We start from the raw sequence: 19,926 nt of genomic DNA on the forward strand, positions 1-19,926 counted from the left end.
CGAGTCCTCGTTCTAGGGCCTTCCTCGTCGCGGAGCTCGTCGTTGGCCCGCAATTCTGACGAGAGAATGAGCCGCACATGAAGAACAACCAGAAGCCCTCGAGCCTGCCGATCCACCGGTATCGCCCGTTCCATGAGCAGATCCGGGTCGAGCTGCCCGACCGCACCTGGCCGACCAAGCGCATCACCGCCGCCCCGCGCTGGTGCGCGGTCGACCTGCGCGACGGCAACCAGGCGCTCATCGACCCCATGAGCCCCGAGCGCAAGCGGATCATGTTCGAGCTGCTCGTGCGGATGGGCTACAAGGAGATCGAGGTCGGGTTCCCCTCGGCCAGCCAGACCGACTTCGACTTCGTCCGGCAGCTGATCGAGCAGGACATGATCCCGGACGACGTGACGATCCAGGTGCTGACCCAGTCCCGCCAGCACCTGATCGAGCGCACCTACGAGGCGATCGCCGGCGCGAAGCAGGCCATCGTCCACCTGTACAACTCCACCAGCATCGTGCAGCGCGAGGTCGTGTTCCGCACCGACCAGCAGGGCATCGTCGACATCGCGCTGGAGGGCGCCCGGCTGTGCCGCGAGTACGAGAAGCGCATCCCCGAGACCGTGGTCTACTACGAGTATTCGCCGGAGAGCTACACCGGCACCGAGCTGGAGTTCGCCGCCGACATCTGCAACCAGGTGCTCGACGTGTTCGAGCCGACGCCCTCCCGCAAGGTCATCATCAACCTGCCCGCCACCGTCGAGATGGCCACGCCGAACGTGTACGCGGACTCGATCGAGTGGATGAACCGACACCTGAACCACCGCGAGAACGTCATCCTCTCGCTGCACCCGCACAACGACCGCGGCACCGCGGTGGCCGCCGCCGAGCTGGGCTACATGGCCGGGGCGGACCGCATCGAGGGATGCCTGTTCGGCAACGGCGAGCGCACCGGCAACGTCGACCTGGTCACGCTCGGGGTCAACCTGTTCACGCAGGGCATCGACCCGCAGATCGACTTCGGCGACATCGACCAGGTGAAGCGGACGGTCGAGTACTGCAACCAGCTGCCGGTCCCCGAACGCAGTCCGTGGGGCGGCGACCTGGTCTTCACCGCGTTCAGCGGCTCACACCAGGACGCCATCAAGAAGGGCTTCGAGGCCATGGAGGCCCGTGCCGAGGCGGCCGGGGTCACCGTCGACGACATCGACTGGGCCGTGCCGTACCTGCCGGTGGATCCGAAGGACCTGGGTCGTTCGTACGAGGCCGTCATCCGGGTCAACTCGCAGTCGGGCAAGGGCGGTGTCGCGTACCTGCTGAAGACCGACCACTCGCTGGATCTGCCCCGCAAGCTCCAGATCGAGTTCTCCGGAGTGGTGCAGTCCAAGACGGATGCCGAGGGCGGCGAGGTCACCAGTGACCAGATCTGGCAGATCTTCACGGACGAGTACCTGCCGGTGGACGACGCCGACGCGCGCTGGGGGCGGTTCGAGCTGCTGAGCACGCGCACCTCCAGCGACATGACCGGGGACGTCTCGCTGGACGTCCGGCTGCGCGACGGCGATGTCGAAGTGGAGGCGCACGGGGTCGGCAACGGCCCGGTCGCGGCGTTCCTCGAGGTGCTGCGGGCCGAAGGCGTGGACGTCACCCTGTACGACTACGTCGAGCACACGCTCAGCGCCAGTGGCGACGCCCAGGCGGCGGCCTATGTGGAGCTGCAGATCGGCGATCAGCGCCTGTGGGGCGTCGGCGTCGACGGCGACATCTCGACCGCGTCGCTGAAGGCGATCGTCTCCAGCGTGAACCGCTCGATCCGCGCACGCGAGCAGGCACCGGCCCTCGCCGGCGTCTGAGTCGCGGCGCGGTCCGGGGCGGGCCTCAGTCCGTCTCGGGCCGCACGATCGGGATCGCGGAGGTCTCCACCGCCACCTTGCGCCGGTGCAGCACGCGCTGCTCGGGCAGGGACACGTCGAAGATCACCGCGAGCAGCCGGATGACGGCGGTCACCGCGATCCCGACGGCCGCCGCCGCGACCAGCCCCACGCCGAACGCGTGCAGGCCGGCCAGGGCGAGGCATCCGGCACCGGCGGCGACGGCGTACAGCGACCCGACGTGCATGATCGCGACGGGAAGTCCCACGAGGACATCGCGCAGGACGCCGCCGCCGACGGCCGCGCACACCCCCACGAAGACGGCGGGCACGAGCGGGAGCCCCAACGACAGGGCCTTGCTCGTTCCGAACGCGCCGAACAGAGCGATCACGACGGCGTCCAACCCCACGATCACCCCGTTCAGCTTTGCCAGCGGCGCGGCCAGGAGCATCCCCACGAGGGAGGCGCCGGTCGCCGTGAGGAGGTACCAGTTGCTCTGCAGCGTCGTCGGGGTGACGTTCAGCAGCAGATCGCGGATCAAGCCGCCGCCCATGCCCACCATGATCCCGATGATGGCCACGCCGAGGAAGTCGAGGCGTCGCTGGCCGCGGAATCCGGCGGCGAACAGGGCTCCCTGCAGACCGCCGAGCGCGACGGCGAGCAGGTCGGCCCACAGCGGGATGAAGAAGATCGGGTCGGTCACGCCATCCATTGTCGTATGCCGCGGGATAATCGAGGGGTGCCCACCTATCGCGACGAGGTCGTGGTCCTGCGCACCCACAAGCTGGGTGAGGCGGACCGCATCCTGACGCTGCTCAGCCGACGGCACGGCAAGATCCGCGCGGTGGCCAAAGGGGTGCGGCGCACCTCGTCCCGGTTCGGCGCGCGGCTCGAGCCGTTCATGGTCGCCGACGTGCAGCTGTACGCGGGCCGGAACCTCGACATCGTGCAGCAGGCCGAGTCGCTCGGCGCGTACGGCGCCGACATCGCCGTGCACTACGACCGATACACCGCCGCCAGCGCCATGGTCGAGACCGCCGACCGGCTCAACGAGGCCGAGGCCACGCCGCAGCAGTACCTGCTGCTGGTGGGCGGGCTGCGCGCCCTGGCGCGCGGCGACCACGCGGCGCGCAGCATCCTGGATTCGTACCTCCTGCGGGCGATGGCGATGTCGGGGTGGGCGCCCGGCCTGTTCGACTGCGCGCGGTGCGGGCTGCCCGGCCCGCACTCCTCGTTCGTGGCGCAGCTGGGCGGCATGGTGTGCCGGGACTGCGCACCGGTCGGCTCGGTGCGCGTGGACGGCACCACCGCCGATCTGCTGCAGGCGCTGATCGCCGGCGAGTGGGACGTGGTGGATGCCGCGGCCCCGGCGGCGACCGCCGCCTCGTCGGGTCTCGTGGCGGCCTACGCCCAATGGCATCTGGAGCGCGGCATCCGCGCGCTCGAGCACGTGCTGAACGAGCCCGCGGAGGAATCGCGAAGGTGACCCCCAAGCCGTACACGCACAAGGATGCCGTCCCGTACCGGCCCCTGGACTGGACCGGCGTGCACCCGCCGGAGTATCCGAAGGGGGCGGTGCCCGCCCACGTCGCGATCGTCATGGACGGCAACGGCCGGTGGGCCAACCGCCGCGGCCTGCCGCGCATCGAAGGACACCGCACCGGCGAGCTGGCCCTTCTGGACGTGGTGGCCGGGGCGATCCAGGCCGGCGTGAGGCACCTGTCGGTGTACGCGTTCTCGACCGAGAACTGGGCCCGCTCGCCGGACGAGGTGCGGTTCCTCATGGGGTTCAACCGCGAGGTGCTGCACCGCCGTCGCGACCAGCTCAACGAGTGGGGCGTGCGCATCCGCTGGGCGGGACGCCGTCCGCGACTGTGGGGGTCGGTGATCAACGAACTGCAGCGCGCCGAGCGGCTGACCGCCGACAACGACACGCTGACCCTGACGATGTGCGTGAACTACGGGGGGCGGGTCGAGCTCGTCGACGCGATGCGCTCGATCGCCGACGATGTGGCCGCGGGACGGCTCCGGCCGTCCGCGGTGAGCGAGAAGCTCGTGCGCCGACGGCTGTACATCCCCGACATGCCGGACGTCGATCTGTTCGTGCGCTCCTCGGGCGAGCAGCGCAGCTCGAACTTCCTGCTGTGGGAGTCCGCCTACGCCGAGTTCGTCTTCCTCGACACGCTGTGGCCCGACTTCACCCGCGAGCACCTCTGGCACGCCATCGACCTGTACCTCGGTCGCGAGCGCCGGTTCGGCGGGGCGGTGGACGCGCCCGACACCGACCTGTAGGAATCTTCGCGGGAATAGCGGCGCCGTGCGAGTCGGTTGCACCCGATGTGACTGAACCCATTTCGATCGACGTCTGGTCCGACATCGCCTGCCCCTGGTGCTACATCGGCAAGCGCAACCTGGAGAAGGGGCTGGCTGCGGCATCCGCCGACGACGACGCCCTCGAGGTCGAGGTGGTCTTCCACTCCTTCGAGCTGTCGCCCGACACCCCCGTCGACTTCGACGGCGACGAATACGACTTCCTGGCCGGACACAAGGGCATGGGCCGCGAGCAGGTGCAGCAGATGCTCGAGCGGGTCACCGCGGTCGCCGCCGACGCCGGGTTGGAGTACCGCTTCGACATCCTGAAGCACACCAACACCGTGAAGGCGCACGAGCTGCTGCACTTCGCCAAGGAGCACGGCCGCCAGCACGAGATGGAGGAGCGGCTGATGGCCGCGTACTTCACCGAGGGCCGGCACGTGGGCCGGATCGACGATCTCGTCGCCCTCGCCGAAGAGGTGGGGCTGGATGGGGCATCCGCCCGCGCCGCGCTGGAATCCGACCGGTATCTCGACGCCGTGGCCGCCGACCAGGCCCAGGCCGCCGCCTACGGCATCAGCGGCGTGCCGTTCTTCGTGATCGACGGCAAGTACGGCGTCAGCGGCGCCCAGCCGCCCGAGGCGTTCACCCAGATCGCCCGCCAGGTGTGGGACGAGCGGCGCGCCGAGGCGGCCGCCCGCTAGGCCATGTTGCTAAAGCCGCTGGTGACCCAGTGGAGGGTTGCCGCGAGGCAGAGGCCGGCGTGGTAGTTGCGGCCAGTCTTGTCTGAGCGCATCGCGATGCCGCGCCACTGCTTGAGCTTGTTGAAGCAGCGCTCGACGACGTTGCCGCCGCGGTAGCGGACGCGCTGAGGGTGGCCGAAGTCGATCGGCCGGCCGCGTTTCTTCCGCCGGTGCGCGATCTGGTCATCGCGTTCGGGGATCGTCGTGGCGATGCCGTGCTGACGCAGCCAGGCCCGGTTCGCTTTCGAGGGGTACCCCTTGTCGGCCATCACCCTATCCGGCCGGGTTCGTGGCCTGCCCCGTGCGACGGGCACCCGGATCTGCTCGAGCGTCGCGGCGAGCATGCTGGTGTCGGCGGTCTGCCCCGGGGTGAGGATGAACGCAAGAGCACGTCCTTTCCCATCGCAGACCAGGTGATTCTTCGTCGTCAACCCGCCCCGGGATCGGCCGATCGCGTGATCAGGTGGCTCGTCACCGAACTTCTTGTAGTTCGACAGAGCCCCTGTGGTGCGGGGAACGGTCGCGCCGTGCTGGTGCACGCGCACGATGGTGGAGTCGATTGACGCGACCCAGTCCAGATCCCCGGACTGCTGCGCGAGCGCTTGGGTCTTCTCCAGCAGCCGCGCCCACACACCCTGCTCGGACCACCGGTTGAAGTTCTTGTAGATCGTGGTTTAGTTCCCGAACCGCTCGGGCACGTCCCGCCACGGAGCCCCCGTCCGGAACCGCCACGCCGTCGCCTCAACCACTGTCCGACGATCCACCGGCGGCCGCCCGGTCGCCTTCACCGTCGGGAACAGCGGGCCGATCACGGCCCAAGCCTCATCCGAGATCACATCACGCGACACGACATCCAGAATCGCCCGACAGCCCCGAAAGCTGTTTAGCAACATGGCCTAGCTGTACGGACTCAAGCTCTTGGCTGCAGTCGGCCCCGTCTCGCCGCCTGACGCAGGTCGAGGCGACGAGGGTCACCCGAACCCGCGTCGCGCGCGAAGGCCCGCTCGACGGGAGACTGCGGCGCGGACGGCGCGGGCGATGAGAGCCGGAAAGAGGCTGCCAGTCCCAGAGCGAGAAAGCCCGCCGCGGTGAAGGCCGCATAGCGGGTGCCGTCGCTGAAGGCCTGACGGGCCTCCCCGCCCACCGTGGCATCCTTCTCGACCAGCCCGGGAATCGCGCCGCCCGCACTGGTGACCACGGCGTCGACGATCTGGCTGCGCACCGTCTCGGGCAGCGCCGCCGACGTCTGCGCCAGCGAGCTGCTGAGCACCGCGCCCGTGGACGAGAACAGGATCGTCCCGAGGATCGCGATCCCCAGGGCCGATCCGATCTGGCGTGCCGTGCTCGCCGTCCCTGACCCCTGGCCGCTGCTGTCGACCGGCACATCCTGGAGCACGACACCGGTGAGCTGAGCCGTCGCCAAGCCGACGCCGATGCCGTAGACGAACAGGCAGGGCACGATCGCCCACCACGCCGTGTGCGGCGCGATGATCAGGCCCAGCGACACGACTCCGAGGATCTCGGCCGCGATGCCGGCGCGGACGATGGTCACCGGACGGGTGGAGCGGATGACGGCGGCCGACAGCCCGCTGGCCGCGAACGAGCCCAGTGCCAGGGCCAGCAGCACCACGCCGGTCTGCAGGGCGCTGTAGCCGAGGACGTTCTGCAGCCACAGCGGCAGCGCGAGGATGATGCCGAACTCCCCGAGCGAGACGATCATCGCGGCGACGTTGCCGTTGCGGAATGACCTGATCGACAGCAGGTCGAAGGGAAGCATCGACGTGCGTCCGGCGCGGGCGCGCCGCCGGCCGCGCCAGATCAGAGCAGCTGTGGCCGCGGCGGCCAGCACGAAGACGAACGGGATCGGTGAGATCGACAACGGCCAGGTGTGGCCGAGCACCGAAGGGATATGGGCGGTCTCGGCCAGCCACCAGCCGTAAGTCCGACCCTCGATCAACCCGAAGACGAGCGCGGCGCTGGCGATGATGGAAAGCACCGCCCCGCCGATGTCGATGCCCGCCTCACGCGAGTCGGTCGATTCGCGCGTGGTCAGCAGGATTCCGATGGCGATGATCAGTCCGAGCGGGATGTTGATGCCGAACGCCCATCGCCACGAGAACGCCGTGGTGAGCCATCCGCCCAGGAGCGGACCGACCGCCACCATGCCGCCGATCGTCGAACCCCAGACGGCGAAGGCGATCCCCCGCTCCCGGCCGCGGAAGGTCGCATTGATCAGAGAGAGCGTCGTCGGCAGCACCATGGCCCCGCCCACGCCCTGCAGCACACGCGATGCGATCAGCAGATCGCCGGTCGGCGACAGTGCGGCCAGAACCGACGCGACCGTGAACACGCCGACGCCGATGACGAGCATGCGTCGACGCCCCCACCGGTCGGCGAGCGTGCCGAACACCAGCAGCAGCGCCGCGAAAACGAGGGTGTAGCTCTCTTGCACCCACTGCACCTGGGTCGAGGTGATCCCCAGATCGTCGACGATCGAGGGGATCGCGACGTTGACGATCGTCGAGTCGACGATGATGAGGGCCACCGCCAGGCTGATCGATACCAGCCCGATCCAGCGCCGTCGATCCGCGCTCATCAGCGACCCTTTCGTAGCGTCTGGACGCGGCAGACCGCCGTGACGATGATCACGGCCGCCGTGACGATGATCGCGGTGATCGCGGTGCTGGTCGAGTGCGGAGAGCCGCCCAGGCGCGCGACCGCGATCCAGGCCAGCCCCCAGCACAGCGACAGCATGGGCGAGATGCGGCCACGGCTGACCACCGCGAGCGTGATCGCGATGGCCCCGGTGATGACCAGGATGCCGGTCGACCAGGCTTCGGCAGGCAGTCCCCAGCCCGTGAATCCCGCCGCCACGAGCGTCGCGGCGATGCCCGCCGCAGTCGCCACCGACACCCAGCCGAGGTAGAGCCCGATCACGCCGTCGGTGAGGATCATGTCACCGACCCGGCGCGCCGGCGAGCGGACGGTGCGCGCGAACGCGACGGCCAGCACGGCCACCAGCGCCACGATCACCACGACGCTCAGCGCCAGCAGGTCCGCCTGGACGCTGAGAATCCATCCGGCGTTCAGCACCAGCGATGCGGCCACGAGGTAGCCCAGCGCGCGCTGCCGCGAGCTGGTGGCCTGGGCGGGAAGAGCCTGCCAGATCGCGTAGCCGATCAGGCCGAGGTAGATGACGCTCCAGATTCCGAACGCCGGCACCGCGGGGGCCAGCAGGGTTGCGTCCGCGCGCAGTGCGCCCCCGGCCGCGTCCTGGATGGCGGTGCCGCCGAAGGCCCCGGAGCCCACCGCTCCGCCGACGATCGCCACGACCGCGCAGACGGCCACGATGATCTGGCGCACCCGGTCGCTGGTGCGGACATCTCTTCTCGATGTCATGTGCGGCATCTTTCCTCGAACCTTCCTCGAACAGGGATCAGCCCCGGGTGATCGCATACGCGATCAGGAGCATCGTGATGAAAAATCCGACCGCGTAGTTGAGCCAGATGAACCGGCGCCACCCGCGATTGGCCGCGGGCGAGAGCTCATCGGTGATCGAGCGGAACGGGAACGCGGCCCACAGGTACGGGATCGCGGCCAGCGCGGCGAGCGGACCGGGCCATGCCGTGAACAGCATGAGGACCCCGGCGGTCGTCCAGCAGGCCAGGGCGAACCGCACGGTCCAGCGAGCCCCCATGACCGTGGCGATCGACCGGATTCCGCCCGCGCGGTCGGGGACGACGTCCTGGACCGCGCCGAACGCATGGCTGGCCATTCCCCACAGAAAGAACGCCGCCAGCAGCGCGACCAGGGCGCCGGTCGGCCGCGCCCCCGCCAGCACGAGCCCGTACACGGCGGGACTGACGAAGTGCGTGCTGGATGTCACCGAGTCCAGGAAGGGGCGCTCCTTGAAGCGCAGGCCGGGCACCGAGTAGGCGGCCACGGCGAACAGGCTCACCGCCAGCACCGCCCACGACGCGGGATCGCCGAGGACGACCAGCGCGACGACGAACGGCACGCACGAGGCGATGGCGGCGACCAGCACCACCCGGTGCGCTCCGCGGTCCAGGACGGTGCCCTCCATCCCGCCCTTGCGCGGGTTGGCGAGGTCCGAGGCGTAGTCGAAGACGTCGTTGATTCCGTACATCGCGAGGTTGTACGGAATGAGAAAGAACACGACGCCGATGACGAAGGCGGCATCGATGCGGCCCGAGGTCAGCAGATAGGCCGCGCCGAACGGGTACGCGGTGTTGATCCAGCTCACCGGCCGCGACACGGCCAGGATTTCACGGGTGCGCGGCAGCACCGGTTCAGCCACGGCTGCGCCGCCTTCCGAAGATCAGCCACAGGGCCGGCAGCAGCATCACTCCGGCCAGCGGGTAGGAGAAGTCCTCCACCGGCGCCAGCCCGATGCGCACCCCCGAGGTGGTCGCGTTCTGATAGGTCATCAGTCCCGAGGCGATCATCACGTTGTCGAAGATCGCCGTCAGCACCAGCAGCGCCACCGTCGCCACGGCGATCGGCACCCACCAGCGAACGATGAGCGCGCGCCGATCGGACTGCATCGCGAGCGCGAACACCAGCACCGCGGCCGCGATGCCCAGAAAGATCAGACAGAGGATCAGGTAGGTCATGGCCGCTCCTTCCTGCGCCGCTGCGTGATCCGCCGCGAGCCCGCGATCAGGACCAGGGTGAGGTGGCACAGGAATGCGAGGAAGAACCCCTCTTCCAGCGGCAGCTCCGGCGCGAGCAGGATGCCGGTCATCACCGCGTTCTCGCCGCGCGCGAAGATCCCCAGCGCGATGCCGCACAGGTCCCAGGCCAGAAAGAAGATGATTCCGCAGGCCAGGACGAACCCCGCCGTGCGCGCGCTGCGACCGAACACCAGGTGGAATCGCAGATCGATGAGGATGCTGCCGCCCAGGCAGACCAGCAGGACGGCCAGATACAGCAGGCTCACAGCGGTTCCGCCAGTCGCGCGGCCGAGGTGTCGCCGCGCAGTCGCTTGAGCACCAGCTCTGCGCTGATCAGGCACATCGGCAGCCCGATTCCGGGCAGCGTGCTCGACCCGGCGTAGAGCAGGCCGGCAACCCGCGCCGACGCGTTCCGACCGCGCAGGAACGCGCTCTGGCGCAGGGTGTGCGCCAGGCCCAGCGCCCCGCCGCGCCACGAGTTCAGGTCATCGGCGAAGTCGGCGGGGCCGATGGTGCGGCGCACGACGATGCGCTCGGCCAGGTCGGGGATGTCGGCCCACTCGGCGATCTGCCGGATGGCACGGTCGGCCGTGGCCTCGACGTCGGCCGCCCCGGCCCCGGCGATCCCGCCCGCGCCGATCCCGGGGTCGGCGGGCACCGGCACGAGGATGAAGAGATTCTCGTCACCCGCCGGTGCGGCGCCGGGATCGGTCGCACTGGGGCGGCACACATAGATCGATGCGGGCGTGGGAATCGTGGTCGGGGGAGTGAAGATGGCCTCGAAGTTGGCTGTCCAGTCCCGGGTGAACAGCAGCGTGTGGTGCGCGAGCTCGGGCAGACCGCCCCGCACGCCGAGCATCACCAGGACCGCGCCGGGACCCGGATTGCGCTTTCGCCACCACTTCTCGGGAAAAGTGCGCAGGTCGGCCGGCAGCAGCTGCGTCTCGGTGTGGTGCAGATCGGCCGTCGAGACCACCACGTCTGCCGCGAAGTGGTGGGTGTGCCCGTCCGGTCCTGTCGCCGTCACGCCCGTGACCCGCGCGCGGCCGCCGGCGGCCGTGGTGTCGATCCCGACCACCTGCTGCCCGGTGTGGATGACTGCACCCGCCCGCCGGGCGAGATCGGCGATGGCGTCGATCACGACCCCGAAGCCGCCCTGGGGATACCAGACCCCGTCGTCGAGGTCGAGGTGGCTCATCAGGTGGTACAGACTCGGGGCCAGCTTCGGCGAGGCCCCCAGGAAGACGGCGGGATAGCCCAGGACCTGACGCAGCCGTCGATCCCGGAACTGCTGCGCGATGAAGGAGTCCAGTGGCTGGAGCAGCAGTCGCGCCAGTCGTCCGGCGCGCGCGAGCAGCTCGGCCGAGATCAGTGGCCGATAGGACGCGTACGTGCTGTAGAGAAAACGGTCCACCGCGAGCCGATACGCCTCTGCCGCGGAGTCGAGGTACCGTTCCAGGCGGCGACCGGCACCTGGCTCGGCATTCTCGAACAGGTCGACATTCGCTGCCCGGCCGGGTCGGATCTGCAGCGGTGGGTCATCCCCCTCGAACAGCACCCGATATCCGGGATCCAGCCGACTCAGGCGCAGCTCCTGGTCGGTGCTGGTGCCCAGCAGGCGGAAGAAGTGGTCGAAGACCTCGGGCATCAGGTACCACGAGGGTCCGGTGTCGAACCGGAACCCGTCCTGCTCCCAACGGCCGGCGCGCCCGCCCAGCTGATCGCGGGACTCCAGCAGGGTGACGTCGTCGCCGTCGCGTGCCAGCAGCGCGGCCGTGGCCAGTCCTGCGATCCCGCCGCCGATCACGACCACCCGCCGGCCGGTCACGGCATTCTCCGCGGACGCGCGCCCAGGCGCGCGCGCACGAGGATGGTGAGCTTGTGGAGATTCGACACCCGCACCCGGGTGGACAGCAGCCGGTTCGCGTCGGTCCGTCGCAGTCGACGCGACAGCGCCGAGAACAGGGCGTGTGCGGCGGTGACGGCGGCGCGGCAGCCGGGCGGGAGCTCGGCGATGGCGGCCGCTGCGACGTTCAGGTCGGCGTCGATGTCGTCGAGGATGCGGTGCTTGTCGGCCTCGGAGAGCTCGTCGGGACGGATACCGGGAAAGTAGCTGCGTCCCAGATCCTCCCAGTCCGCGGAGAGGTCGCGCAGGAAGTTCACCTTCTGGAATGCGGCGCCCAGGCGACGGGCGCCCTCCTCGAGTCGGCGTCGGGTCGCGGCGTCCACGGCGTCGTGGATGAGGAACGCGCGCAGGCACATCAGGCCCACGACCTCGGCGGAGCCGTGGATGTAGTCGGCGACCTCTGGGGCGGTGTACTCGGTGCAGGTCACGTCTCTGCGCATCGACGCGAAGAACGGCGCGATCACGGTGTCGTCGATGCCCGCCTCGCGGGCGGTGTGCGCGAAGGCGTGCACGACGAGGTTCGCGCTGTACCCGCCGGCGACCGCCTGCGCGGTCTCGGACTCGAGGGCATCCAGCAGGCTTCGCTGTGCCCGCGGGTCCAGGCCGGCTTCGGCCGCCGCGCCGTCGACGATCTCATCGGCCACCCGGACGAGGGCATAGATGCTCCGCACGTGCGTGCGGGTGACCCGATCGAACAGGTACGTCGCCATCCCGAACGATGTCGAGTAGGCGCCGATGACACCCGCCGCGCTGCGCTGCGCACATCGCGTGTACTGCGTGAGGTCGGTCGCAGAAGTCGTGCCGGTCACCATGATCGCGCCCCGGCTTCGTGCGCGATGGCGACCAGGCGTTCGCGAAGCGTCTCTGGCAGAGTCGCTTCGCGCAGGGCCGCCTCGGCGGCGGCCACATGGTCGTCGATGAGTCCTTCGACGAACTCGCACGCGCCGGAGCGCATCAGGATCTCGCGGGCGCTGGCCACGTCGACATCTCGCGGAGCGCCGGCTTCCAGGATGAGCCGCAGGCGGGGCCCGTGCTCCGTACCGAGTGCATAGGCGACCAGAGGCGTCAGCTTCGCACGACAGATGTCCACCGAGTTGCTCTTGCCGGTGACTGCCGGATCGCCGAACACACCGAGCAGGTCATCGCGCAGCTGGAAGGCGATACCCGCACAGTGGCCGAAGCCGCTCAGCGCGTCCTGCTCGCGGCTCCCGGCCCCGGCGAGGATCGCGCCCGCCTGCAGCGGTGCCTGGAACGAGTAGTGGGCCGTCTTGGCGCGGGTGACCGTGAGCGCGTCGGCGAGCGAGGGCGCCGCCGTCCCGACGCTGAGCGCCACGTCGCCCAGCTCCCCGGCTGCCGTGACCGACAGCGTCCGGTCCAGCAGGTCGAGCAGGCCCAGCCGCCTGCCCTCGTCGACGTCCAGACGCGCGATCAGCGCCTGTGCGGCGTGCAGCATCAGATCGCCGGCCAGAATTCCCGCGGCGCTCGACCAGGCCAGCGCCGCGCGCTCCGCGACACCGCACGAGCGCGCACCCGCGTAGAACTCACCGATCAGATTGGGCTTGCCGCGCCGCCGGGTATCGCCATCGATGACGTCGTCGTGCAGTAGAAAAGCGGTGTGCAGCAGTTCGAATGCCGCCGCGACCGCGTCGGCGGCCTGCGGCCGGTCGCAGCCCAGTTCGCGGGCGGTATGCACCACGAGTGCCGGACGGATGCGCTTGCCCCCCAGGCTCGCCCTGCGCAGGGCGGCCCACAGCGCTGCAAAGTGCTCACCCTGGCTGCCTGCCCGTGACTCCTTCTCGTCGAAGAATCGCCGTAGCTGCTCATCTACGCCGGCAAGGTGAAACGGGGTGTCAGCTCCGCGCAAGCTGGGCTGCCAAGCGTAACCGAGGGCGGGTCCTGCGCCATCCAGCACCGCCCGGACGTCATCGCGCATAACTGCCTCCCGTCACTCGCTAGGCTAGCAAGTAGCGTAGCATGCAGTAAATTCTTCCTTACAATACAGATATGGCCAGTCGCCGAAGGCGTGATCCGCAGCAGGCGGATCGCATGGTGGACCCCCGCGTGATAGACCCGAAGCAGGAACTCGTCGAGTACGGCTCTCTGACCGAGGCCGAGATCGCTCAGGTGGTGCGCGTGCTCACCGGCATTCGCCGGTGGCGGGAGGCCGAGCAGCAGCTGAGCTTGTCATCGCGTGACCGGATGAAGCTGAACGAGACGGACATGCAGGCGCTTCGATTCCTTGTCGTCGCCAAGAATGACGGCCGACTGGTCACGCCCGGCGCGCTGGCCGAATACCTGGGAATCTCATCGGCATCCACGACGAAGCTTCTGGATCGGCTCGCTGCGGCCGGGCACATCGAGCGCGCGGCGCATCCGACCGACCGCCGCGCCTTGACCATCCGCATCACCCAGCAGACCCATGAGCAGGTCCGTGACACGGTCGGCCGCACCCATGCACGGCGATTCGAAGTCGCGGCGCGGATGTCTCCCGCGGAACGGGACACTGTCATCCGATTCCTCGATGACCTCAGTCAGACGGCCGAAGCGGGCGTCACCGCCGGCGAGTCCGAATCCTCTCGGTGAACGGCTGTCCGTGAATGATGTCTGCTATGCCGCTAGGTCCGCCTCGATGAGCTCCACGACCGCGGGGTCATCGGGCGCCGTCGCGGAGCGGAACCGATGGACCTGCCCGGCGGGCGTGAGCACGAACTTCTCGAAGTTCCAGGCGACCGGGCCGGCGGTGCCCGCGGCATCCGCCGCCTGCGTCAGCGCCTGGTACAGCGGCGCCGCATCGCTCCCGTTCACCTCGACCTTGTCGAACACCGGGAAGGTCACGCCCCAGGTCGTGGTGCAGTAGTCCACGATCTCGTCGATCGTTCCCGGCTCCTGGTTCTTGAACTGGTTGCAGGGGAAGCCGAGCACGGTGAAGCCGCGGTCGCCGTAGGTCTGCTGCAGCTTCTCCAGCTGCTCGTACTGCGGGGTGAACCCGCACCGCGAGGCGACATTGACGATCATCAGCACCCGAGAGTCGAAATCGCCGAGAGTGGCCGAGCCGCCGTCGGCGGTCTGGAAGGGGATGTCGTGCAGATCGGTCATGATCCACAGCCTAGGCGCGCGCAGCCACGGCGGCCGCCGGTCTGGGAGAATGGACGGGTGACTGTCGCGACCGCTCCCGCCCGCACCCTGCGCATCGGGCCCATCGAGCTCGACGCGCCGGTCGTGCTGGCGCCGATGGCGGGCATCACGAACACCGCGTTCCGGCGGCTCTGCCGTGAGTACGGTGCGGGGCTGTACGTGAGCGAGATGATCACCACCCGTGCCCTCGTGGAGCGCAACCAGACGACGATGCGGCTGATCCGCCACCACGAATCCGAGTCGCTGCGCTCGATCCAGCTGTACGGGGTCGATCCGCGGACGGTCGCCGACGCGGTGCGGATGCTGGTGGCCGAGGACCGCGCCGACCACATCGACATGAACTTCGGCTGCCCGGTCCCCAAGGTCACCCGCAAGGGCGGGGGAGCCGCTCTGCCCTGGAAGCTCGACCTGTTCCGGGGCATCGTGACCGAAGCGGTGCGCGCCGCCGGCCCGATCCCGGTCACGGTCAAGATGCGCAAGGGCATCGACGACGATCACCTCACCTACCTCGAGGCGGCACGCATCGCCGAGGACGCCGGCGTCGCCGCGATCGCCCTGCACGCCCGCACCGCTTCGCAGTTCTACTCCGGTCACGCCGACTGGGCGGCCATCGCCGCGCTGAAGGAGGCTGTGACCGGCGTCCCGGTTCTCGGCAACGGCGACATCTGGTCGGCCGAGGACGCCCAGCGGATGATGGACGAGACCGGATGCGACGGCGTGGTCGTCGGGCGCGGATGCCTCGGCCGTCCCTGGCTGTTCGGCGACCTCGCGCGGGCCCTGGGCCGCGACGGCGCCGCCGCCGCCGCACCCGTGGACGCGACGCTCGGGTTCGTCGCCCGGGCGTTCCGCCGCCATGCCGAACTGCTGGTGGAGTTCTTCGAGGACGAGGATCGCGGCTGCCGCGACATCCGCAAGCACGTCGCCTGGTATTTCAAGGGCTACCCGGTCGGCGGCGAGCTGCGGGCACGGCTGGCCACGGCATCCACGCTCGCCGAGATCGACGCGCTGCTCGGCGAGCTCGATCAGGACCTGCCCTACCCGGGCGCGGCGGCCGAAGGCCAGCGCGGGCGCGCCGGCACGCCCAAGCGCACGGCGCTGCCCGAGCGGTGGCTGGACTCCCGCGAGATCGGCGCCCACGCGGCGTCGCTGACCGAGTCGGAGGCCGATACGAGTGGCGGCTGAGGGCGCGTCCGCGGTCGGCGTCTCTCCGGGCCGGCCGAGCGGATACGACGATGCGGACGCCGCGCGCTTCCACGGGGAGCAGCACCGCTCCCAGCGCGACGACTTCGCCCGCGATCGCGCGCGCGTGCTCCACTCGGCGGCCCTGCGGCGCCTGGCCGCGAAGACGCAGGTGCTCAGTCCGGCCTCGCCGGCGGACTTCGCGCGCAACCGGCTGACGCACTCCCTCGAGGTCGCGCAGGTCGGGCGCGAGCTGGCCACCGCGCTGCGGCTGTCGCCGGACGTGGTCGACACGGCGTGTCTGAACCATGACCTGGGCCACCCGCCGTTCGGCCACAACGGCGAACGCGCGATGAACGACTGGGCCGAGGGCATCGGCGGGTTCGAGGGCAACGCGCAGACGCTGCGGATCGTGACCCGGCTCGAGCCCAAGGTGCTGGGACCGGACGGGACCACGTACGGCCTGAACCTCACCCGCGCCAGCCTGGACGCCACCTGCAAGTACCCGTGGACGGCCGATCGCCCGCTGCCGGACGCCGGCGGACGGCTGAAGTTCGGCGTGTACGCCGAGGACGAAGCCGTGTTCCACTGGATGCGCGCGGACGCCCCCGGACGAGTGCGGTGCATCGAAGCCGAAGTGATGGACCTCTCCGACGACATCGCCTACTCGGTGCACGACTTCGAGGACGCCGTCGTCAACGGCTACCTCGACCCGGCCCGACTGACCGCTCCCAGCGAGCACGAGGCGCTCCTGGACGCCATCCAGTCCTGGGTCGGCTTCGACTTCCACCGGGACGAGCTGGCCGAGGCGCTGTACCGGCTCACCGCGCTCGGCCAGTGGCTGACCGCGTTCGACGGCTCGCGGCCGGCGCTGGCGCGGCTGAAGAACCTGACCAGCGACCTGATCGGGCGCTTCGCCCGGGCCGCGACATCCGCCACCCGTGAGGCCTACGACACCCCGGTGCTCACCCGCTACCGCGCGCACGTGGTGGTGCCCCGGGTGATCGAGGTCGAGATGGCGGTGCTCAAGGGCGTCATCGGCGCGTTCGTGGTCTCCATCGAAGGACGCAAGGAGCTGTACAAGGAGCAGCGCCGCGTGCTCAAGCGCCTCGCCGACGCCCTGTGGCAGCATCCCGAGCAGCTCGAGGCGGTGTACGCCGGCGACTTCGCGGCCGCGCAGACGGATGCCGCGGCCCGCCGCGTGATCGTCGACCAGGTCGCCAGCCTGACCGACCAGCGCGCCCTCGCCTGGCACGCCCGGCTGGTCGGTCCGGTCGACGGCCCCTCGCTCGGCGTCTGGATCCCGTCGCTCCAGGTGGCCGAGCCCCGCCTGCCGGACCGCGGGCCGGCATCACCGGCGCGCACGACGGGACGGCACTGATGGCCGGCCGGATCGCGCAGGCCGACATCGACGAGGTCAAGGCCCGGGTCAACATCGCCGACGTGATCGGAGAGCGGGTCGCCCTCAAGCCCGCCGGGATCGGCTCGCTGAAGGGGCTGTGCCCGTTCCACGACGAGCGCAGCCCGAGCTTCAACGTGCGCCCCCAGGTCGGCTTCTACCACTGCTTCGGGTGCGGCGAGTCGGGCGACGTGTACACGTTCCTCCGGCAGCTGGACCATCTCACGTTCACCGAGGCGGTGGAGCGGATGGCCGCCCGCATCGGGTTCACGCTGCACTACGAAGAGGGCGGGGCGGCGCCGGAGACATCCGGCCGCTCGCGCCTGTACGCGGCCAACGCCGCCGCCGGCGAATGGTTCCGCACGCGGCTGGTCACGCCGGCCGCCGAGATCGGCCGCCGATTCCTCGGGGAGCGGGGCTTCGACGCGGGCGCGGCCGCCCACTTCGGCGTCGGCTTCGCGCCGAAGGGCTGGTCCGGACTGATGGACGCGCTGACCAAGCAGGGCTTCACCCGGGACGAGCTGCTGGCGGCCGGCCTCGTCTCGCAGGGGCAGCGCGGCGTGTACGACCGGTTCCGCGGCCGGCTCATCTGGCCGATCCGCGACATCACCGGGCAGACCGTCGGATTCGGCGCACGCCGGCTGCTGGAGGATGACACCGGCCCGAAGTACCTGAACACACCCGAGACCGTGCTCTACAAGAAGACGCAGGTGCTGTACGGGCTGGACCTGGCCAAGCGCGACATCTCCCGCGGCGACCCGCGACGCGTGGTCGTGGTCGAGGGCTACACCGATGTGATGGCCTGCCACCTGGCCGGGGTGACGACCGCGGTGGCCACCTGTGGCACGGCGTTCGGGGCCGACCACATGGGCATCCTCCGGCGGGTGGTCGGCGACGACGGATCCGCTGAGGTGGTGTTCACATTCGACCCCGACGCGGCCGGCCAGAAGGCCGCGGTGCGCGCGTTCGCCTCGACGAAAGGGCTGGCGGCGCAGAGCTTCGTCGCCGTCGCCCCCGAGGGGCTCGACCCGTGCGACCTGCGACTGCAGCGGGGGGATGCCGCGGTCCGGTCGCTGATGGACACCAAGGTGCCGATGTTCGAGTTCGTCATCGATCAGCGGATCGCCGGCTACGAGCTCGGGTCGGTCGAGGGGCGGATCGGCGCGCTGCGCGCGGCCGCGCCGATCGTCGCCGAGCTGCGCGACCCGATCATGCGCCGCGAGTACGAGCGCGTGCTCGCGCGCCGCCTGGGCATGGACACCGGGGAGGTGCACGGCGCCGTGACGCGGGCATCCCAGACCGAGAGACGGGATGCCGCATCCGCCCGCCGCACCGAGCCCGAGCCGGCTCCCGCGGTCGCGCCGGAGCTGCGCGTGACGGTGGCGAGCCTGCCGCGCACGGCCGACGTCGTGCTCGAACGCGACGCGCTGATGGGCTTCCTGCAGTACGGGCATCGGATCGACCCGGAGCTGTGGCAGCGCGCCGTGCAGCTGCCGCTGCGGCATCCCGCCCTCGACGCGGTCCGACAGAGCGTGGCCGCCGCGTCCGACCTTTCGCGCCCCGGATGGGCGGTCGAGGCGGTGTCGGCGGTCCGCGAACCCTACCGGTCGCTGGCCGCCGAGCTGCTGACCGGTGAGTTCCCGGCCCGCGACGACGACCATGCCACCGTGTCGGCGCAGGATCTTGCCCGGCGGCTGATCACCCGCTCGATCGACGCGCGCAAGCGCGAGCTGCTCGGCGCCGTCCAGCGCGTCCCCGCGGATTCCGAGGAGGGCCGTGCCGTGCGCCTGCAGCTGCGCGAGCTGGACGCCGACCGGCAGCGCCTCCTCGCCGAGTCGTAGCTGGCGGACGGCCCGCGGACAGGGCAGGATGAGGGGATGGCCCGCCACCGCGACGCCGACGTCGCCATCCGCTGCAGCGACCTGTCGATCACCCGCGCCTCGGCGCGCGGGACGGCGACCGAGCGCGTGGTCGACGGCGTCGACTTCACGCTCGCACACGGACGCAGTCTGGCCGTGCTGGGCCCCACCGGTGCCGGAAAGTCCAGCCTGGGCGCGGTGCTCGCCGGCACTGACGAGCCCGGGTTGGCCGTGGTGGGAGGCGACGCGCGGGTGCAGGGCATCCCGGTGCGCCGGCCCGGCCGGGCTCATCGCACGCTCACCTACCTCGTCGGATATCTGGGCCAGGGGGCGGGGACGCGCCTGCCGGCTCGGCTGACGGTCGAAGAGGTGATCTCGTCACCGGTGACCAGCCGCGACCGGCGCGTGAACAAGCGCGCGCTCGCGCTGCGCGTGGCCGCGCTGCTGGACGAGCTGAAGCTCCCACTCGGGATGACGGTGAAGTACCCGTACGAGCTCAGCGCGGGAATGCGGCAGCGCGTGGCGCTGGCCCGCGCCCTCATGCTCGACCCGAAGCTGCTGGTCGCCGATGACCTGTTCGCCAATCTGGACGTGCAGGCCCGCGCGGCGGTGGTGGAGGCCATCCGACGGCGCTGTGACGGCTACGGCATGTCGACCCTGCTGATCGGCAACGATCGCGACGGCATCCGCGCGCTCGGCGCGGAGGTCCTGATCCTGCGCTCCGGCCACGTCGTGGCGTGCGGCGCCAACGTCGACGACGTGCTGTGGACGCCCAGCGCGGGAGCGGACAGACGCCTGATCGCGTCGTGACCGCCCGCGGAAGTTTGCTACGATTGTCTGGT

At 70.3% G+C, this 19,926-nt stretch carries 19 protein-coding genes and 1 pseudogene; 9 read left to right on the forward strand and 11 right to left on the reverse strand.

Annotated features, from left to right (window positions below):
- Window positions 1–77 precede the first annotated feature (77 nt).
- Window positions 78–1,838: a 2-isopropylmalate synthase gene (gene leuA / locus AC0L6F_RS01700; RefSeq protein WP_473538958.1), complete on the forward strand. Its 1,761-nt coding sequence runs from the start codon at window positions 78–80 to the stop codon at window positions 1,836–1,838.
- Between the two features lie 25 nt (window positions 1,839–1,863).
- Here the strand turns inward: leuA and AC0L6F_RS01705 are convergent, their stop codons facing one another.
- Window positions 1,864–2,568, reverse strand: coding sequence for a trimeric intracellular cation channel family protein (locus AC0L6F_RS01705; protein ID WP_435526226.1), 705 nt, complete (start codon window positions 2,566–2,568; stop codon window positions 1,864–1,866).
- Window positions 2,569–2,595: 27 nt separating this feature from the next.
- On the opposite strand from AC0L6F_RS01705, the gene recO reads away from it, so the two are divergent.
- The 3 genes from recO to AC0L6F_RS01720 are packed head-to-tail and all read left to right on the forward strand — an operon-like array spanning window position 2,596 to window position 4,873.
- Window positions 2,596–3,342 (forward strand): DNA repair protein RecO, encoded by a 747-nt coding sequence (gene recO, locus AC0L6F_RS01710; RefSeq protein ID WP_274635598.1) that lies wholly within the window; start codon window positions 2,596–2,598, stop codon window positions 3,340–3,342.
- Entirely contained in the window at window positions 3,339–4,148 is an 810-nt protein-coding gene (locus AC0L6F_RS01715; protein WP_274635597.1) for an isoprenyl transferase, read from the forward strand. Before recO ends, AC0L6F_RS01715 begins: the two co-directional genes overlap by 4 nt.
- A gap of 47 nt (window positions 4,149–4,195) precedes the next feature.
- Window positions 4,196–4,873, forward strand: a complete 678-nt coding sequence (locus AC0L6F_RS01720) for a DsbA family oxidoreductase (RefSeq protein ID WP_274635596.1) — start codon at window positions 4,196–4,198, stop codon at window positions 4,871–4,873.
- On the opposite strand, the pseudogene AC0L6F_RS01725 reads toward AC0L6F_RS01720, so the two are convergent.
- From AC0L6F_RS01725 to AC0L6F_RS01765, 9 genes and pseudogenes are all read right to left on the reverse strand, one after another.
- A pseudogene (locus AC0L6F_RS01725) lies at window positions 4,870–5,805 on the reverse strand (IS5 family transposase). The gene AC0L6F_RS01720 and the pseudogene AC0L6F_RS01725 overlap by 4 nt on opposite strands.
- Before the next feature lie 17 nt (window positions 5,806–5,822).
- On the reverse strand, window positions 5,823–7,508 hold the full coding sequence (locus AC0L6F_RS01730; protein ID WP_473538959.1) for an MFS transporter: 1,686 nt from the start codon (window positions 7,506–7,508) through the stop codon (window positions 5,823–5,825).
- The gene (locus tag AC0L6F_RS01735; protein WP_473538960.1) at window positions 7,508–8,311 is read right to left on the reverse strand and encodes a tryptophan-rich sensory protein; all 804 of its coding nucleotides are present in this window, start codon (window positions 8,309–8,311) and stop codon (window positions 7,508–7,510) included. Before AC0L6F_RS01735 ends, AC0L6F_RS01730 begins: the two co-directional genes overlap by 1 nt.
- Before the next feature lie 37 nt (window positions 8,312–8,348).
- Window positions 8,349–9,230: a prenyltransferase gene (locus tag AC0L6F_RS01740; protein ID WP_473538961.1), complete on the reverse strand. Its 882-nt coding sequence runs from the start codon at window positions 9,228–9,230 to the stop codon at window positions 8,349–8,351.
- Complete coding sequence (locus AC0L6F_RS01745; protein WP_473538962.1) at window positions 9,223–9,546, reverse strand: lycopene cyclase domain-containing protein; 324 nt, start codon at window positions 9,544–9,546, stop codon at window positions 9,223–9,225. The genes AC0L6F_RS01740 and AC0L6F_RS01745 overlap by 8 nt, the downstream gene beginning before the upstream one ends.
- Window positions 9,543–9,872: a lycopene cyclase domain-containing protein gene (locus AC0L6F_RS01750; protein WP_473538963.1), complete on the reverse strand. Its 330-nt coding sequence runs from the start codon at window positions 9,870–9,872 to the stop codon at window positions 9,543–9,545. Before AC0L6F_RS01750 ends, AC0L6F_RS01745 begins: the two co-directional genes overlap by 4 nt.
- The gene (crtI, locus tag AC0L6F_RS01755; protein ID WP_473538964.1) at window positions 9,869–11,434 is read right to left on the reverse strand and encodes a phytoene desaturase family protein; all 1,566 of its coding nucleotides are present in this window, start codon (window positions 11,432–11,434) and stop codon (window positions 9,869–9,871) included. The genes AC0L6F_RS01750 and crtI overlap by 4 nt, the downstream gene beginning before the upstream one ends.
- Window positions 11,431–12,324, reverse strand: a complete 894-nt coding sequence (locus AC0L6F_RS01760) for a phytoene/squalene synthase family protein (protein ID WP_473538965.1) — start codon at window positions 12,322–12,324, stop codon at window positions 11,431–11,433. Before AC0L6F_RS01760 ends, crtI begins: the two co-directional genes overlap by 4 nt.
- Window positions 12,318–13,445, reverse strand: coding sequence for a polyprenyl synthetase family protein (locus tag AC0L6F_RS01765; RefSeq protein ID WP_473538966.1), 1,128 nt, complete (start codon window positions 13,443–13,445; stop codon window positions 12,318–12,320). Before AC0L6F_RS01765 ends, AC0L6F_RS01760 begins: the two co-directional genes overlap by 7 nt.
- 191 nt (window positions 13,446–13,636) lie before the next feature.
- Between AC0L6F_RS01765 and AC0L6F_RS01770 the strand changes: the two genes are divergently transcribed.
- Window positions 13,637–14,095, forward strand: coding sequence for a MarR family winged helix-turn-helix transcriptional regulator (locus tag AC0L6F_RS01770; RefSeq protein WP_473538967.1), 459 nt, complete (start codon window positions 13,637–13,639; stop codon window positions 14,093–14,095).
- A gap of 24 nt (window positions 14,096–14,119) precedes the next feature.
- On the opposite strand, the gene AC0L6F_RS01775 is transcribed toward AC0L6F_RS01770, so the two are convergent.
- Window positions 14,120–14,608, reverse strand: a complete 489-nt coding sequence (locus tag AC0L6F_RS01775; RefSeq protein ID WP_274635586.1) for a glutathione peroxidase — start codon at window positions 14,606–14,608, stop codon at window positions 14,120–14,122.
- A 57-nt stretch (window positions 14,609–14,665) separates the two neighbouring features.
- Between AC0L6F_RS01775 and dusB the strand changes: the two genes are divergently transcribed.
- From dusB to AC0L6F_RS01795, 4 genes are read left to right on the forward strand one after another with little or no spacing between them, the layout of a single operon-like run.
- Window positions 14,666–15,829: a tRNA dihydrouridine synthase DusB gene (dusB, locus tag AC0L6F_RS01780; protein ID WP_274635585.1), complete on the forward strand. Its 1,164-nt coding sequence runs from the start codon at window positions 14,666–14,668 to the stop codon at window positions 15,827–15,829.
- Window positions 15,819–17,207 carry a deoxyguanosinetriphosphate triphosphohydrolase gene (locus tag AC0L6F_RS01785; RefSeq protein WP_274635584.1) on the forward strand — a complete coding sequence of 463 codons (1,389 nt, stop codon included), beginning with the start codon at window positions 15,819–15,821 and terminating at the stop codon, window positions 17,205–17,207. The genes dusB and AC0L6F_RS01785 overlap by 11 nt, the downstream gene beginning before the upstream one ends.
- A complete protein-coding gene (dnaG, locus tag AC0L6F_RS01790; protein ID WP_473538968.1) occupies window positions 17,207–19,066 on the forward strand; it encodes a DNA primase in 1,860 nt (619 codons plus the stop codon). The genes AC0L6F_RS01785 and dnaG overlap by 1 nt, the downstream gene beginning before the upstream one ends.
- 36 nt (window positions 19,067–19,102) lie before the next feature.
- Entirely contained in the window at window positions 19,103–19,894 is a 792-nt protein-coding gene (locus tag AC0L6F_RS01795; protein ID WP_259611918.1) for an ATP-binding cassette domain-containing protein, read from the forward strand.
- The last annotated feature ends 32 nt before the right edge of the window (window positions 19,895–19,926 follow it).

It is taken from the genome of Microbacterium sp. G2-16M, assembly GCF_055809115.1.